Annotated in this window: 15 protein-coding genes; 12 read left to right on the forward strand and 3 right to left on the reverse strand. The window is 58.0% G+C overall.

All coding sequences use genetic code 11. From position 1 onward, the window contains the following. The first annotated feature begins 91 nt into the window (after nucleotides 1-91). The 3 genes from ACR0MS_RS02750 to ACR0MS_RS02760 all read left to right on the forward strand — a co-directional run bounded on the left by ACR0MS_RS02750 (nucleotide 92) and on the right by ACR0MS_RS02760 (nucleotide 4797). Entirely contained in the window at nucleotides 92-1138 is a 1047-nt protein-coding gene (locus tag ACR0MS_RS02750) for an ABC transporter permease (protein WP_171121212.1), read from the forward strand. A gap of 13 nt (nucleotides 1139-1151) precedes the next feature. Continuing rightward, nucleotides 1152-2615, forward strand: coding sequence for an ABC transporter permease (locus tag ACR0MS_RS02755; RefSeq protein ID WP_480569541.1), 1464 nt, complete (start codon nucleotides 1152-1154; stop codon nucleotides 2613-2615). 94 nt (nucleotides 2616-2709) lie between these two features. Next, nucleotides 2710-4797 (forward strand): dipeptide ABC transporter ATP-binding protein, encoded by a 2088-nt coding sequence (locus ACR0MS_RS02760; protein WP_180883508.1) that lies wholly within the window; start codon nucleotides 2710-2712, stop codon nucleotides 4795-4797. Between the two features lie 57 nt (nucleotides 4798-4854). Here ACR0MS_RS02760 and ACR0MS_RS02765 read toward each other — a convergent pair whose 3' ends face one another. After that, a complete protein-coding gene (locus ACR0MS_RS02765) occupies nucleotides 4855-5439 on the reverse strand; it encodes a lytic transglycosylase domain-containing protein (RefSeq protein WP_480569537.1) in 585 nt (194 codons plus the stop codon). A gap of 207 nt (nucleotides 5440-5646) precedes the next feature. On the opposite strand from ACR0MS_RS02765, the gene ssb reads away from it, so the two are divergent. Beyond that, nucleotides 5647-6150: a single-stranded DNA-binding protein gene (gene ssb / locus ACR0MS_RS02770; RefSeq protein ID WP_480569534.1), complete on the forward strand. Its 504-nt coding sequence runs from the start codon at nucleotides 5647-5649 to the stop codon at nucleotides 6148-6150. 18 nt (nucleotides 6151-6168) lie between these two features. Beyond that, nucleotides 6169-7239, forward strand: coding sequence for a site-2 protease family protein (locus tag ACR0MS_RS02775; RefSeq protein WP_480569531.1), 1071 nt, complete (start codon nucleotides 6169-6171; stop codon nucleotides 7237-7239). Here the strand turns inward: ACR0MS_RS02775 and aroB are convergent, their stop codons facing one another. Continuing rightward, nucleotides 7240-8352 carry a 3-dehydroquinate synthase gene (gene aroB, locus ACR0MS_RS02780; protein WP_480569528.1) on the reverse strand — a complete coding sequence of 371 codons (1113 nt, stop codon included), beginning with the start codon at nucleotides 8350-8352 and terminating at the stop codon, nucleotides 7240-7242. It lies immediately after the preceding gene. After that, the gene (locus ACR0MS_RS02785) at nucleotides 8352-8939 is read right to left on the reverse strand and encodes a shikimate kinase (protein WP_480569525.1); all 588 of its coding nucleotides are present in this window, start codon (nucleotides 8937-8939) and stop codon (nucleotides 8352-8354) included. The genes aroB and ACR0MS_RS02785 overlap by 1 nt, the downstream gene beginning before the upstream one ends. A 79-nt stretch (nucleotides 8940-9018) precedes the next feature. On the opposite strand from ACR0MS_RS02785, the gene ACR0MS_RS02790 reads away from it, so the two are divergent. The 7 genes from ACR0MS_RS02790 to ACR0MS_RS02820 all read left to right on the forward strand — a co-directional run bounded on the left by ACR0MS_RS02790 (nucleotide 9019) and on the right by ACR0MS_RS02820 (nucleotide 16566). Further along, nucleotides 9019-9168 (forward strand): hypothetical protein, encoded by a 150-nt coding sequence (locus tag ACR0MS_RS02790; RefSeq protein ID WP_480569522.1) that lies wholly within the window; start codon nucleotides 9019-9021, stop codon nucleotides 9166-9168. Beyond that, the gene (locus ACR0MS_RS02795; RefSeq protein ID WP_480569519.1) at nucleotides 9158-10681 is read left to right on the forward strand and encodes a hypothetical protein; all 1524 of its coding nucleotides are present in this window, start codon (nucleotides 9158-9160) and stop codon (nucleotides 10679-10681) included. The genes ACR0MS_RS02790 and ACR0MS_RS02795 overlap by 11 nt, the downstream gene beginning before the upstream one ends. A 2-nt stretch (nucleotides 10682-10683) precedes the next feature. Then, nucleotides 10684-11637, forward strand: coding sequence for a site-specific tyrosine recombinase XerD (locus ACR0MS_RS02800; protein ID WP_480569516.1), 954 nt, complete (start codon nucleotides 10684-10686; stop codon nucleotides 11635-11637). Nucleotides 11638-11700: 63 nt separating this feature from the next. After that, nucleotides 11701-13008 (forward strand): HlyC/CorC family transporter, encoded by a 1308-nt coding sequence (locus ACR0MS_RS02805; protein ID WP_480569513.1) that lies wholly within the window; start codon nucleotides 11701-11703, stop codon nucleotides 13006-13008. 92 nt (nucleotides 13009-13100) lie between these two features. Then, nucleotides 13101-15518: a GcvT family protein gene (locus ACR0MS_RS02810; RefSeq protein ID WP_480569510.1), complete on the forward strand. Its 2418-nt coding sequence runs from the start codon at nucleotides 13101-13103 to the stop codon at nucleotides 15516-15518. Between the two features lie 31 nt (nucleotides 15519-15549). Then, on the forward strand, nucleotides 15550-16149 hold the full coding sequence (locus tag ACR0MS_RS02815; protein WP_480569507.1) for a nucleotidyltransferase family protein: 600 nt from the start codon (nucleotides 15550-15552) through the stop codon (nucleotides 16147-16149). Between the two features lie 213 nt (nucleotides 16150-16362). Next, nucleotides 16363-16566: a hypothetical protein gene (locus ACR0MS_RS02820; RefSeq protein WP_480569504.1), complete on the forward strand. Its 204-nt coding sequence runs from the start codon at nucleotides 16363-16365 to the stop codon at nucleotides 16564-16566. Nucleotides 16567-16613: the final 47 nt, after the last annotated feature.

The following is a 16613-nucleotide window of genomic DNA, read 5'->3' on the forward strand; positions in this document are numbered from 1 at the left end:
TGCGGCCTTTTCGTCCTGATTACGGCGACCAGAATAACAGCGATGCGTGCGGCGAACCCGCCGACACGCTAGCCTACCAACAGGGGCTACCATGGGACTTTTCATACTAAGGCGCGTCGGCATTATGCTGTTGACCGCACTGTGCCTTACCTTCCTGGTCTTCTTTCTGACCAACCTCTATCCGAACCTTGAAAAGCTGGCGAAGACGCAGGGCAATTTCAGGATGTCGGACGAGCAAGTCGAAAGCTTTCTGGAAAAAGGCGGCTACCTTCAGCCAACGCCCATAAAATATGGCGAATGGCTGGGTGTTTTACCTTCGTACAGACACACGAATGAAGACGGCACGGTGCAAGGCAGATGTATCCTGCCCGGCAAAACAGCCGAAGAATCTCCGAATTTCTGCGGGATTTTGCAGGGGTATTGGGGATATTCGACGGTCTTCAAAGAAGAAGTCTCAACTGTTGTTGGTAACCGGCTTGCACTGACGGGCCGTCTGATGTTCTGGGTCATGCTGCTGATGGTTCCATCCGCTTTGATCCTTGGAATTCTGGCGGGCATGAAAGAAGGGTCAGCCACCGACCGGACCCTTTCGACCTTTGCGATCACCACCACGGCAACGCCGGAATATGTGTCGGGTGTTATCTTCATCGCAATCTTCACCTCGTCTGCGGTCGGCTTGAAGTGGTTCAAAGGGACCGCCACGCAAGCCATGGAAAACCCAACGTTCGAGAACTTTTTCCTGCCGGTGCTGACCATTGCGCTATACGGAATGGGCTATATTGCCCGTATGACGCGCGCCTCGATGACCGAGGTGATGACGGCGCAATACATCCGAACCGCCCGACTGAAAGGCGTCTCGTTCCCCAACATCGTCATGAAACACGCGCTGCGCAACGCGCTGATCGCGCCGTTCACCGTAATCATGCTGCAGTTCCCATGGCTGCTGAATGGTGTGGTGATCGTCGAGACCCTGTTCAACTACAAGGGCTTTGGCTGGGCGCTGGTGCAGGCGGCGGGGAACAATGACATCCAGCTCCTGCTCGCGATTTCGGTCGTGTCGGTCTTTGTGGTGCTGGTGACGCAGCTGATTTCGGATATCGGCTATGTCTACCTCAACCCACGCATCCGTATTTCGTAAGGAGGGATAGATCATGGAACCACTTACCTGGACCGGCTCTATCGCCTTCCTGAACCCGTTACTGGCCATCGCCTTGGCGCTGATGGTTATTTCGATCCTGGCCTGGATACTGGCCAGCTTCATCCTGCCGGAACCCCAGATGACCGTGAACCCGGATGGGACGCTGACATCTGGATCGGGCGTGCGAAACCTCATTCAAACCGTGCTGCGCTTTAGCTTTCTGGCAAGCGTTGGTTTGGGCGTTGCCTATATCGTTTTAGGTGTCGTCATGGGGACAAGCGCAGGCATCATCGGGGCTATGGCCCAACAATTCCTGCCTGTCTGGTTGTCGTTGGTCCTTCTCTATGCCATGTCGATCGCGTTCAAACGCAAGCTGGGTTTGTACGGCAAACTGTTTGACAGCCCGATTGGTATGATCGGCTTTGGTCTTGTGATGTTCTGGGTGTTTACCGGTATCTTTGGCGCGCTTGACCTGATCGTGACGCATGACCCGCTCTCGCAGGTTTCGGGGATGAAAAACAAGGTGCCCGGAACGCCCCTGCCCAGCATCGAAGACGGGGAATATGCGTGGTATTTGCTAGGGGGCGACAATCTTGCCCGGGACGTGTTCAGCCGCATGGTCAAAGGGGCGTGGATCGTCGTTCAGATCGCTCCGCTGGCGACGATGTTCGCCTTCATGGTCGGGATCACGCTGGGCCTGCCCGCCGGTTACTACGGTGGTCGTTTGGACACGCTGTTGTCTTTCCTGGCGAACCTGATCCTGGCCTTCCCGGTGATCCTGCTGTTCTACCTGCTTGTGACGCCCGAGATCGTGGCAACAGGGGTGCCCAACTATATGGCGGCCATCCTGTTCATCTTCCCGATCATCTTCCTTGGTGTGCTTCTGAACTCGCGCTATTACACAAGGCCGACGTTCCGCACACCGCTTTTGATTGGCGTTCTGGGTGTCGCGCTGTGGCTGTATCTGTCGCTGATCTCTACAAGCGGATACATCGTTAACACCGACAACTACAGCATTTGGGGATTGCCCACCTATCTGGACCTTTTTGACGTGCCCGGAGGAATTCTGGTCGTCTTTGTCTCGGTGGTTTTTGTGAACTCACCAACCGTGTTCCGTATCGTGCGCGGATTGGCGATGGACATCAAAACCCGCGACTATGTCGCCGCCGCTCAGACACGCGGTGAAGGGCCGTGGTACATCATGCTGTGGGAAATCCTGCCAAATGCACGGGGTCCGCTGATCGTCGATTTCTGTCTGCGGATTGGCTATACCACTATCCTTTTGGGGACTTTGGGTTTCTTTGGACTGGGATTGCCGCCGGAGAGCCCGGACTGGGGGTCCACGATCAACGAAGGGCGTAAGCTGTTGTCGATCTATCTGCACCCGGCCCTACCGCCTGCTTTGGCCTTGTTGTCGCTGGTTCTTGGTTTGAACCTTTTGGCGGATGGTCTGCGCGAAGAAAGTCTGAAGGACTGATTGTGATCGAAGGCCGGGGGCTTTGCCCCCGGACCCCCAGGATATTTTTAGCCAGATGAAGGGGATCCCCTGACTCTCGCGAGGAGTAAGCAAGATGAACAAACTGGCGGATTATGACGGGCCAATTCTTGAGATCGACAAGCTGTCGATTTCGTTTTTCACCCGTTTGCGCGAGATACCGGCTGTGATGGATTTCTCGGTCAGTGTGCAGCCCGGAGAGGCTGTCGGACTGGTCGGAGAATCCGGGTGCGGCAAATCCACCGTTGCGCTGGGGGTCATGCAGGACCTTGGCAAAAATGGGCGCATCGTGGGCGGTACGATCAAATTCAAAGGGCGCGATCTGGCCGAGATGACATCCGACGAGCTGCGCGATATTCGCGGCAATGAGATCGCGATGATCTATCAGGAGCCGATGGCCTCGTTGAACCCGGCCATGAAGATCGGCAAGCAGTTGATGGAAGTGCCGATGATCCACGAAGGCGTCGGCGCTGAAGAGGCTTATGCGCGCGCGCTTGAAGTGGTCACCGACGTGCGCCTGCCTGACCCTGAGCGGATGCTGAACTCTTTCCCGCATCAGTTGTCGGGGGGACAGCAGCAGCGGATCGTGATCGCAATGGCGCTGATGTCGAAGCCCGCGCTTTTGATACTGGATGAGCCTACGACGGCGCTGGACGTAACGGTTGAGGCTGCCGTGGTCGAGCTGGTCAAGGATCTTGGCAAGAAATACGGCACCTCGATGCTGTTCATCTCGCACAACCTTGGTCTGGTGCTGGAGACCTGTGACCGGCTTTGCGTGATGTATTCCGGTGAGGCTGTTGAGCGCGGATCAATCCATGACGTGTTCGACGAAATGCAACACCCGTATACGCAGGCGCTGTTCCGCTCAATCCCCCTGCCCGGGGCGGATAAGAATGCGCGTCCTCTGGTGGCCATCCCCGGAAACTTCCCTTTGCCGCATGAACGTCCGCCGGGGTGCAATTTCGGGCCGCGCTGCGACTATTTCGAGGAAGGCCGGTGTGACGCGCAGAACATTCTGATGGAGGCCGTGCCGGGCAATGACCGCCACCATACGCGGTGCCTGAAGTTCAAGGAGATCGACTGGAACGCGCCGATCACAGTGTCTGAGCAGAAGGAAAAGGCCGAAATCGGTCGCACCGTTCTGAAGATGGACAACCTCAAGAAATATTATGAGGTGGCTGCGAATGCCCTGTTCGGTGGCGGTGAGAAGAAGGTTGTGAAAGCCAATGAGACGCTGAGTTTCGAAGCTCATGAGTCCGAGACCTTGGCCATCGTAGGCGAGTCGGGTTGTGGCAAATCCACTTTTGCCAAGGTTCTGATGGGGCTGGAGACAGCGACAGATGGTCAGATCCTGCTGGACAACCGCAACATCGAAGCCGTGCCGATCGAGGAGCGCGACGCCAAGACAGTTGGCGAAGTGCAGATGGTGTTCCAGAACCCGTTCGACACGCTGAACCCGTCCATGACCGTCGGTCGTCAGATCATTCGGGCGCTGGAGATTTTCGGCGTAGGAAATTCCGAGGCTGAGCGCAAGAAGCGGATGCTGGAGCTTTTGGACCTGGTGAAGCTTCCACGCGCCTTTGCCGATCGGATGCCGCGGCAGTTGTCAGGTGGGCAAAAGCAGCGTGTCGGTATTGCCCGCGCCTTTGCCGGGGACGCACGGATTGTTGTGGCCGACGAACCGGTCTCGGCGCTGGATGTGTCGGTGCAAGCTGCCGTCACGGACCTGCTGATGGAGATTCAGCGCGAACACAAAACCACGCTTTTGTTCATCAGCCATGACCTGTCCATTGTACGGTACCTGAGCGACCGGGTGATGGTGATGTATCTGGGTCATGTGGTCGAGTTGGGAACGACGGATCAGGTCTTCTCACCGCCGTATCATCCCTATACCGAGGCCCTGCTGAGCGCCGTCCCGATCGCCGATACGTCAATCGAAAAACAGCATATCGTTCTGGAGGGCGACATTCCGTCAGCCATGAGCCCCCCACCCGGCTGCCCCTTCCAGACACGGTGCCGCTGGAAATCCGAGGTGCCGGATGGACGGTGTGAGCATGACGTGCCGCCTGTGAAAACACTCGCCGACGGTCATCAGATTAAATGCCATCTGGCCGATGACATCCTGGCCCGGATGGAGCCCGTCATCAAAATCGCGGCGGAATAGACGCTCATTTCAAAAGAACCGGTCAAAGTGCCGGTTCTTTTTTTCGGAGTGGTTCGGTTAGCCGCCCCAGATGACCTTCACGTAGTTCTGGGTTTCCTTGTACGGCGGAACACCGCCGTGCTTTTCAACCGCCTTTGGACCCGCGTTATAGGCCGCCAAAGCCAAGCGCCAGGATTTGAACTTGCGGTATTGCCACGACAGATAACGCGCACCACCCTCAAGGTTCTGCTTTGGATCGTGTGGATTCACGCCCAAAAGCTGCGCAGTGCCGGGCATCAGCTGCGCCAGACCCAGCGCGCCCTTGTGCGATACCGCGTGGGGGTTCCAACCGCTTTCCTGCTGCACAAGCCGCAGAAACAACTCTTCCGGCACGTTGTGCTTGCGGGCCGCTTGACGTGCCAGAGACAGGTATTGGCCGCGGTACTTGCCGTTGTAGCGTTGATTGAACGTCCCCGTGGCTGTTTTTCGCTTGGGCTTCAGGCGTTCGGAATCGCGATACTGGGTCGCCGCACGGGTATCCAATATCTTGGCCTGCTTGAGAAAAATGTCTTTACGGCTTTTGGTAGACAATGTCTGAGCCGCAGCCGGAACTGAGACCAGCGCAAGGCAAAACCCTAAAAACCAACCAACCAGAAAACGCATTAATGCCAATCCCGCTCGTCCACGAACCCGACTGAGTATAGATATTTCATCAAAAAATGAAAGCTTGGTAAAAATATTCTGAGTGTTTTGCTGCCTGATGCCGTCTTCATCAACTGTGTTTTAACCGCGCCGCAGGCCGTATAGGGTCGCAGAGATACTCGGCGTCAGATTCGGGCGCATCAAATTCAGTCTAGAACGGGGAAATACATGGCAGGCTCAGTCAACAAGGTCATTCTGGTCGGAAATCTTGGGCGAGATCCCGAAGTCAGGACGTTCCAGAGCGGCGGAAAAGTCTGCAACCTTCGCATCGCCACCTCTGAAACATGGAAGGACCGCAACACGGGCGAACGCCGTGAGCGGACCGAGTGGCATTCGGTTGCGATCTTCAACGAAGGGCTTGTTCGTGTGGCCGAGCAATACCTGCGGAAAGGATCGAAAGTTTACCTTGAGGGTCAGCTGCAGACGCGCAAGTGGCAAGATCAATCCGGTCAGGATCGCTACTCGACCGAAGTCGTCTTGCAGGGCTTCGGTTCCACCTTGGTAATGCTGGACGCGCGCGGTGAAGGCGGCGGTGGCGGATACGGCGGTGGCCAGTCCGGTGGCTATGGCGGTGGTCAGGCTGGCGGCGGCTATGGTGACCCCTACGGCGCGCCCTCGGGCTCTCCTGCCCCTGCATCCGGCGGAATCGACGACGACGAGATTCCGTTCTAAGCAAAACGGAGATTGGTGATGACGTGGTCCTTCTCACTCGGCCGATTATTTGGGTCGGAGCTGAAGGTCCATGTCACCTTTTTCCTATTGCTGGCCTGGGTCGGGTTCGCGGCTTATTCCAGCGGCGGCGTATCGGCGGCCGTCCAAAACCTGATCTTCGTACTCGCGCTGTTCGCCTGTGTTGTGGCCCATGAATTCGGCCATGCACTTATGGCTCGGCGTTACGGGATCAAGACACCTGACATTACCCTGCTACCCATTGGCGGGCTGGCCCGGCTGGAACGAATGCCGGAGAACCCGATGCAGGAAGTCTGGGTCGCCCTTGCGGGCCCTGCTGTAAACATCGTCATCTGGATCATTCTGATCGCTTTTGGGGCCGGAATACCGTTGGAGACGATGGCCCAAATCGACAGCACAAGCCCCGGTCTTTTGAACCGGCTGGCCTATGTCAACCTGCTGTTGGCTGCCTTCAACATGATACCAGCCTTTCCGATGGACGGCGGACGAGTCTTTCGCGCCTTGCTTTGCCTGAAAATGGATCGCGTCAAGGCAACTCGGGTCGCCGCGCTTGCCGGACAAGCGGTCGCTGTGGGTTTCGGCTTTTTGGGTCTCAGCACGGGCAATCCGCTGCTGGTCCTGATCGCTGTATTTGTCTTCGTTGCAGCCAATGCGGAAAGTCAGGATGTGGCCATGCGCTCTGTCGCGCGGCAGGTTATGGCGCGCGATGCGATGATCACCGAATACCAGTCGCTTTCGCCTTCGGACACTCTGGCGACGGCTGCCCAAGCCGTCATACATACAACACAGCATGAGTTTCCGGTGCTGGACACAGACGGAACGCTCAAGGGGTTCGTTACCCGCAATCGCTTGTTTGCGGCCTTAGCCGCGGAAACCCCGCGATCAGACCTCGCCACATCCATAATGGAGGCCAATATTCCGCAGGTCGAACTCACCAGCGGGCTGGAGACTGTTCTGGAAGGTCTGCACAAGGGCGCGCCCGCCATAGCGGTCTGCACCAAAGCCGGTCACATGGTGGGCTACATTACGCGCGAAAACATCGGTGAGTTGATGGTCATCCGGGGACGCTGATCAAGCGACGGCCAGAGCATCCTCAAGCACCGACAGGACAGCTTCGCGCGGGACATCCGAGGTTACGAATGCCTGTCCGATTCCTCGTGCCAGAATGAAACGCAACTGCCCGTCTATGACCTTCTTGTCTTGCGCCATCAGGTCGACCAACGCCTCTGCGCCGGGAAGATCACCCGGAATGTCGGCAAGGTCCGTCTTCATGCCCATCTGACGCAGGTGCGCGCGAACGCGGCTGGGGTCTTCCTGCGCGCACAAGCCAAGGCGCGACGACAACTCAAACGCAAGCGCGCAACCTATCGCTACACCCTCACCGTGCAGCAAACGGTCGGAATAGCCGGTCGCGGCCTCCAACGCATGACAGAATGTGTGGCCAAGGTTCAGCAACGCACGATCGCCCTGCTCGGTTTCGTCACGCGCCACGATATCGGCTTTCATCTGAACCGATCGCGTCACGGCCCGGACGCGCGCGGCCATATCGCCGCCCGACACTTCGGTGCCGTTGGCCTCAAGCCATTCAAAGAACGCGGCATCGCCCAGCAGACCATATTTGACGACTTCGCCATAGCCTGACAGGAAATCCCTCTGGGTCATTGTACCCAAGACCGAGGTGTCGGCCAGAACCAGTGAGGGTTGGTGAAATGCCCCGATCAGGTTTTTCCCCTGCGGCGCGTTGATCCCGGTTTTCCCTCCGACCGAACTGTCGACTTGTGCCAGCAAAGAGGTCGGTATCTGCACAAAACGCACGCCGCGCCGCAACACAGCGGCGGCAAAGCCTGCCAGATCACCGATGACGCCGCCACCAAGGGCCACGACAACATCGCGGCGTTCGACCTTTTCGGCCAGCAGCCATTCGACCGCGCGCTCAAAATGCGGCCAGCTTTTGGTGGCTTCCCCAGCGGGCAAAGCCAGCGCCGACATCTCGATACCCGCAGCGGCCAGACCTTCGCGCAGGGCGTCCAGATGCAAAGCGGCCACGTTTTCGTCCGTCAAGACCGCAACCTTGGGACGGTTGAGCAAAGGCGCGATCATCTTCCCTGACTGGCCCAGCAAATCAGGCCCGATCTCTACATCGTAGGACCGCTCACCCAGCTCAACATGTACGGTTTGGTGCATTATTTCCGTTCCAAAACATCCGGGCGCGTCGTCAAAGCATCGACGACCCTGTCCACCATATTTTCAATCGACGTCTCACCATCCGAAGTCACGGCAAGGTCAGCCCGCGAATAGACCGGCACACGTTCCTCGTACAAGGCGCGCAACGTCGCATGAGGGTCCTCAGTGCGCAGCAAAGGCCGCGTGTCCTTGTGCTTGACCCGGTTCCACAGCACGTTCAGGTCTGCCTTTAACCAGACCGAAACCCCGCGCTCGGTAATCATCTGGCGATTCTGACCGGCCAGAAACGCGCCCCCGCCGGTGGACAAAACCCCTTTTTCCTCGTCCAAAAGCCGCCCGATGACCTGACTTTCCTTCGCACGAAAGAAAGGCTCACCGTCGCGTTCAAAGATTTCCGGAATGGTCATATTGGCCGCCGATTCGATCTCGGCATCGCTGTCGAGGAATGGAACGGCAAGCTTTGCGGCCAAGGCACGACCCACAGCAGTTTTTCCGGCCCCCATCATCCCCACCAAAACCACCGTTTTGTGCAGTTTGAAGCGCTGATCGGGTTCCGACGTCACGGTGTTATGCTTAATTTCGCTCATTTCACCGTGAATGACGTGATCTTGAGAAAAATGCCAGTTATAACTTGGTCAAAACACAAAATTGAGGCAGCGTTGAGCAATGGGTCGTCTGATCAAGTTCCTGATATATCTGGTTTGCCTGTGTTTCATCGGGCTGGTGGGCTACGCTTATCTGGGCCCAATCTTCGGCGTGGATTTTTCATCCCCGCAGCAAGAGATACGAGAGCCGGTAATCCTGAATGTCGAATAAGGCCGCAGTTGCTGCGCTGTTTCTCGCCACTTCGGTGCACGCGCAGCAAGAACCTCTTTCTGTTATTGAGTGGCTGAGCGAGCCACCCGAAAACCTGCCGGGCACTGTTTTGCTGGAACCACCGGTGACACAAACAGGTCTCGGGCCCGAGGTCGAGGTCACGCGGTTAGAGGCGCTGTCGCAACCCTTGGGCCTTGTCTCATCGACCGTAACCGGCCTGCCCGTCGGTCTTTGGCAGAACAGCGAAACGTATCGTCTGTCGGAACTGATTGCCCGTGTCCCGGTCAAGTACAACCCGGCCATGCAACGCCTTCTGTTTACCTTGCTGTTGTCCGAGGCGCGTGCGCCGTCCGGACCCGAGGCCGAAGAAACACTATTGCTGGCGCGTTTGGACCGGCTGATGCAGCTTGGGGCGGCTGATCCCGCGCAGTCACTGGTCCAGCTTGCCGGCCCGACCAACAGCCGCGAGCGGTTCAAACGCTGGTTCGACGCGACCTTGCTAACCGGTGACGAAGACCGAAGCTGCACCGCATTGATTGCCCAGCCCCACCTGTCGCAGGACTATGCCGCCCAGATTTTCTGCAAAGCACGCCGGGGGGATTGGCCCTCTGCCGCGCTCACCTTGGAAGCCGCGCACGCGCTGGAGGTCCTGCCCCCCGAGGATCTTGATGTCCTTGACCGTTTTCTCAGCCCCGAACTGTTCGAAGACGCGGAATACCTGCCGCAGCCGGAAAATCCGGACCCGCTGAGTTTCCGCCTGTACGAAGCCATTGGCGAGCGTTTGCCCTCTGCCCCGCTGCCTCGGGTCTTTGCAAATGCCGACCTGCGCGACGTGGCGGGCTGGAAAGCCCAGATCGAAGCGGCCGAGCGTCTGACCCGAATGGGTGCCCTGACACCGAACCAGTTGCTAGGCCTTTATACGGAACGATCCCCGGCTGCCTCGGGTGCCGTTTGGGACAGGGTTACAGCCGTTCAGCGATTTGAAACCGCGTTGAACTCGGGCGACCCGAACGCCATTGCAACAGCATTGCCCATCGTGTGGGAGCAAATGCGCAGCGTCGGGCTTGAGGTGCCTTTTGCCGAACTCTTCGCAGGTCAGTTGTCGCAGGTTACATTGGATGACCCGGCGGTCGAGCAACTGCGGTGGCGGATTGTTTTGTTGTCGGACCTTTACGAAACTGCGGCCCTTTCTGCCCCCGATCAATCAGAGGAAAGTCAGTTTTTGGCGGCGTTGGCGCAAGGTGATCCCGGTCGCGCCCCGTCCCCCTCTCCGTTAGCGGATGCGGTGGCAGAAGGGTTTGCATGGGCCGCGCCAGTGCCCTCGGACATCAATGCCCTGCTGTCCAACGACCAATTGGGCGAAGCGATCCTTGAGACGATGGAGCTTTTTGCGCATGGTTCACGCGGGAACCTTGTCGATCTGACGGCGGCCATTGCCACGTTGCGCCGCGTGGGTCTTGAGGACACCGCCCGCCGCGCTGCCTTGAACCTGCTGATCTTGCAGGGCACCTGATCATGACCGCCCCCGCCACTCAGGAGCTTTGGATTTCCACGTTTCTGCAGGCACAAGCGGCTGAGTTAGGTGCAGCCACGAACACACTGTTGGCATATGGCAGGGACCTGAAGGACTTTGCCGAGTGGTTGGACCGGCGAAAAACCGGTTTTGCAGAAGCAAGTCGCGACCAGATCGAGAGCTACTTAATCGACTGTGACGCTCAGGGGCTTTCCCAATCCACCCGCGCCCGCAGGCTTTCAGCGATCAAACAGATTTACCGATTTGCGTTTGAAGAAGGCTGGCGCGAGGCGAACCCTGCCATTCAGATCAAAGGCCCGGGCCGTCAGAAGCGCCTGCCAAAAACACTGGACGTGGCCGAGGTCGACCGGTTGCTTCAAGCAGCGCGCGAAACCGGCCGCACCAAGGCAGATCGCGTGCGCAACACTTGCCTGATGGAACTGCTATACGCCACAGGTATGCGCGTGACCGAGCTGGTTTCTTTGCCTGTGTCATCGGCACGGGGTGATCCGCGCATGCTGCTGGTTCTTGGCAAGGGCGGCAAAGAGCGGATGGTCCCCTTGTCCCCACCTGCGCGAGAGGCGCTTGCGGCCTGGTTGACTATTCGGGACGAAACCGAGGATCAAAAAGTTGCGGATGGCGGTCAGCGCTCAAAGTTTCTGTTTCCCTCGCGTGGTAAATCCGGGCACCTGACGCGACATATGTTCTTTCAACTGATCAAGGACCTGGCGGTTCAGGGTGGCGTCTCGCCGGAAAAAGTCACGCCGCACACGTTGCGCCACGCCTTTGCGACGCATTTGCTGGCCAATGGCGCGGATCTGCGTTCGATCCAGACCTTGCTTGGCCACGCTGATGTTGCGACGACCGAAATATACACGCATGTTCTGGACGAACGGCTTGCCGAACTGGTGTTAGAGCATCACCCGCTTGCCAAAGACCCCGGCGACAAGGGCTAACCCCTTGATCCGCAGGGGCCGCGCCCCCATAACCATTGCAGCAACACGAACAACCAAGGACCGATGGAACCCTCTTCTTCTCTGATCGACGGCGCATTCTGGTTTACGACCGGCGCCATTCTGTTTTTGCTTGTCCTATCAGGCTTTTTCTCGGGTTCTGAAACAGCATTGACCGCCTCGTCGCGCGGCAAGCTGCGGGCACAGGCCGACAAGGGATCACGCGGGGCGCAAAAGGCGCTGGACATCACCGATGACAACGAGCGTCTGATCGGCTCGGTCCTGTTGGGCAACAACTTGGTGAACATCCTTGCGGCGTCTTTGGCCACCGCGTTGTTTACGCGTCTCTTTGGCGAAAGCGGCGTCGCATTGGCGACACTGGTCATGACCCTTCTGGTTCTGATCTTTGCGGAAGTTCTGCCCAAAACCTACGCTATCACCAACGCAGAAAAAGCGGCCTCTTCGGTGGCCCCGCTGATCAGCGTAGTGGTGACCGTGTTCTCTCCGGTCGTAGCAGCGGTGCGTTTGCTGGTGCGCGGAGTTCTGCGCCTGTTTGGGGTGCAGATCGACCCCGACAGCAACATCCTTGCGGTACGAGAGGAAATTGCAGGCGCGCTGCAACTAGGACATTCCGAAGGCGTTGTCGAAAAAGAAGACCGCGACCGTATTCTGGGTGCCTTGGATCTGGGTGATCGGACGGTGGAAGAAATCATGCTTCACCGTTCGAACATTGAAATGATCGACGCGGACGACACGCCCGAGGTTATCCTGCAGCAATGCCTGAAAAGCCCCCATACCCGCCTGCCCGTTTTCCGGGATGAGCCCGAGAACATCGTGGGTGTCGTGCATGCCAAGGACTTGTTCCGCGCCATGTATGCGCATGCCGGAAGCAGCGAAGGTGATGCTAACCGCCTGAAAGAGTTCGATATTTCAAAGGTCGCCAACGACCCCTATTTCGTTCCCGAAACAACGACTTTGGACGATCAGATGCGGGAATTCCTGCGCATGCACAGCCACTTTGCGCTGGTCGTGGATGAATATGGCTCGCTGCGCGGTCTGATCACGCTGGAAGATATCCTCGAAGAAATCGTGGGTGAAATCGCCGACGAATTCGATCTGGATGAAGACGTCCCGGTTACACGAACCGAGGACGGTCAGTTTTTGGTCGAAGGCGCGATGACAATCCGCGACGTGAACCGCGCGATGGAATGGTCCCTGCCCGACGAAGAAGCCAATACCGTCGCAGGTCTGGTCATACACGAGGCGCAGATGATCCCGGTGAGGGGTCAGGTTTTCTCGTTCCACGGCTTCCGGTTTGAAGTCACCGCGCGCGAGGGGAACCGGATCACCGAGTTGAAAATCCGCCCTCTCTGACACGCGACCTGCGACACACCATGTCGGGAACGGAACAGTAAACCTCAGCCTGCGCTTGCAGGCTCGGGCCGAAACCGGATGGAGGCAGCAACGTGAAAACGACAACACAGGTGGCAGTCATTGGGGGTGGTGTTGTCGGATGCTCGGTCCTGTATCACCTGACCAAGCTGGGATGGTCGGACGTGATGTTGCTGGAGCGGTCCGAGCTTACCAGCGGATCCACATGGCATGCGGCAGGCGGTTTTCACACGCTCAACGGCGACACCAACATGGCCGCTCTGCAAGGCTATACGATCCGTCTGTATAAGGAACTGGAAGAGATCACCGGCATGTCCTGCGGCCTGCACCATGTGGGCGGAGTGACGCTGGCCGACAATCAGGACCGGTTCGACATGCTGCTGGCCGAGCGTGCCAAGCACCGTTTCATGGGCCTTGAGACCGAGATCGTCGGCCCCGAAGAGATCAAGAAAATCGCGCCCATCACCAATACCGACGGTATTATCGGTGCTCTTTATGATCCGTTAGACGGGCACTTGGACCCGTCGGGTACAACACATGCCTACGCCAAGGCCGCCCGAATGGGCGGGGCGACCATTGCAACGCATTGTATGGTACATGAAACGCTGCAACGGCGGGACGGTACTTGGGACGTCGTCACCGACAAAGGCACCATTCATGCCGAACATGTGGTCAACGCTGGCGGTCTTTGGGCGCGCGAGGTCGGGGCCATGGCAGGCGTGTATTTCCCGCTGCACCCGATGGAGCATCAGTATCTGGTCACCGACTCGATCCCTCAGATCGAAGCCATCATTGATGCAGGCAGCGAGCACCCGCATGTGATGGACCCCGCCGGGGAAAGCTATCTGCGGCAGGAAGGTCGCGGCCTTTGCATCGGATTTTACGAACAACCTTGCAAGCCCTGGGCCGTGGACGGAACGCCATGGGAGTTCGGACACGAGCTGCTGCCCGACGATTATGACAAGATCACCGACAGCATCGAATTTGCCTATCGCCGCTTTCCTGTTCTGGCCGAAGCCGGAGTGAAATCGGTGATCCACGGGCCGTTTACCTTTGCGCCGGACGGGAATCCTCTGGTCGGGCCTGTGCCGGGGCTGCGCAACTACTGGTCGGCCTGCGGTGTGATGGCCGGGTTTAGTCAGGGTGGCGGCGTGGGCCTGACGCTGGCCCAGTGGATGATCGAAGGCGAGCCCGAACGCGATGTCTTTGCCATGGACGTGGCCCGTTTCGGCGACTGGATCAGTCCCGGTTACACCCGCCCCAAGGTGGTCGAGAACTACCAGAAGCGCTTTAGCGTCGCCTACCCGAACGAAGAGCTACCCGCCGCGCGCCCGAACCGAACGACGCCGATGTATGACATCTTCAGCGATCTGGGCGCGGTCTGGGGACAGCAATACGGGCTGGAGGTGCCGAACTATTTCGCCCAAGCCGATGAGCCGGGATATGAAACGCCTTCCTTCCGACGCTCGGATGCGTTTTCGGCGACGGGGCGCGAGGTCAACGCTGTCCGCAGTGGCGTCGGGATTAACGAGGTGCACAACTTCGGAAAATACCGCATCACCGGAGCCAATGCTCGGGCGTGGTTGGATCGGATTATGGCCGGGCGCGTTCCACAACCGGGGCGATTGTCACTGACCCCCATGCTGTCGCCTAAGGGCAAACTGATTGGAGACTTCACCATATCCTGCCTTGGCGAAGAAGAATTCCAGCTCACCGCTTCCTATGGCAGCCAAGCGTTCCACATGAGGTGGTTCCTGCAAAACCAATCCGATGGTGTGAACATCGAAAATGTCAGTGATCGCCTGAATGGGTTTCAGATCGCAGGGCCCAAAGCCGATGAGGTGTTATTGGCCTGCACCCGGGACGACATCACGACCCTTGGTTTTCTGGATGTGCGGCGCATGACAATCGGTATGACGGACTGCATCGTTCAACGGGTCAGCTATACCGGAGACTTGGGGTTTGAGATCTATTGCGATCCGATGGCGCAGAGGCAACTTTGGTGGACTTTGTGGCAGGCTGGGCAGCCTCATGGCATGGTACCTTTTGGAATGCGCTCGATGATGAGCCTGCGTCTGGACAAGTTCTTTGGGTCCTGGATGCGCGAATACTCACCGGATTACACCGCGGCAGAAACAGGGCTGGACCGCTTCATTGCATTTTCGAAAAACGTGGACTTTATCGGCCGCGCCGCGACCGAATTGGAACGCGCAGAAGGTCCGACACGCAGGCTGGTGGCCTTCGAAGTCGACGCGGACGACGCCGATGTAAATGCCTATGAACCGATCTGGCTGGATGATCAGGTCGTAGGCTTCTGTACATCTGGCGGATATTCGCACTATGCCGGAAAATCGGTGGCGATGGGGTTCCTGCCTGTAGAGGAAATCCAAGACGGGTTGGAAGTCGCAATCGAAATTCTCGGCCAGTTCAGAAAGGCACGCGTGATCTCGGAACCCCTGTTCGATCCAGATGGTGCGCGCATGCGGGGATGACTTACGTCTTTCGGGGCGGCATTCTAGCGCTATGATTCCGTTACCCATTATCCTTTTGGCCGCCGGACAGTCGCGTCGTATGGGCGGTAAGGACAAGCTGCTGCAAGCCGTTGACAATATGCCTTTGCTGCGCCGTTCGGCAAAGACGGCGCTGCAGGCTGGCCCGGTTATTATCGCTCTGCCACCGAAGCCTCATCCACGCTACGACGCGCTCATGGGTCTGGATGTTCTTAAGGTAGAAATCCCGGATGCCATCGAAGGAATGAATGCCAGCCTGCGCAGAGCGATGCGGCATCTCCCGCCAGAGGCAAACGCCGTCATGGTTTTGTTGGCTGACTTGCCGGACATCACGCCCAACGACCTGACTGCAGTGATCGACGCGGTGCACACTCATCCAGACAACCTGATCTGGCGCGGCGCGACGTCCCAAGGGAAGCCCGGCCACCCGGTCATTTTCGACAAGGCGCTTTTCGATGACCTTGCAAGACTAACTGGCGATGAAGGCGCGCAGGCCGTCGTCCGGGCACATGCGGATCGCGTTCATCTCGTTCCCCTGCCCGGCCAAAACGCGTTACTGGACTTGGACACACCAGAAGACTGGGACGCATGGCGGCAAAAAAAGGGGGCCTGAAAAGAACGCGGCCCGGTCTTTTCAGACCGGGCCGGTGCCCAAAACAGGACTACCACTTTTCATCAATCCTGAAAGCGCGGCCATTTGTGCCGTGTAGCACGCTGGCTATTCCGCCGCTGAACCTAAACAAGACCCCCTCGTTAACATGCCGCTCAGCGCTTCCAGTGACTGTGACGGCCGTTGGCACCCCCTAGTGCCTTCGGCTCCCCTCGCTTGGGCCTGATCATCGTCACCCATCGCGCCGGGTCAGACAACGGGAAACTGGAAAGAACGGTTAATTTTCGACGTATCGGAATGGTTTTTGCGCAACATCCTGCCGAGGAAAAAACAATCAATGAGGGAACCGAAATTCGTGCTACCGACGCTAAAACCGCCCTTATGAGCGCTCTTATCCAGCAAAAGACCGGCTGCTTTTAGGCTTGTTGCGGCTGGCAAAGACTAATCGTTAGACCTAGTCACAACTA

Source organism: Ruegeria sp. CJ2, from assembly GCF_056536745.1.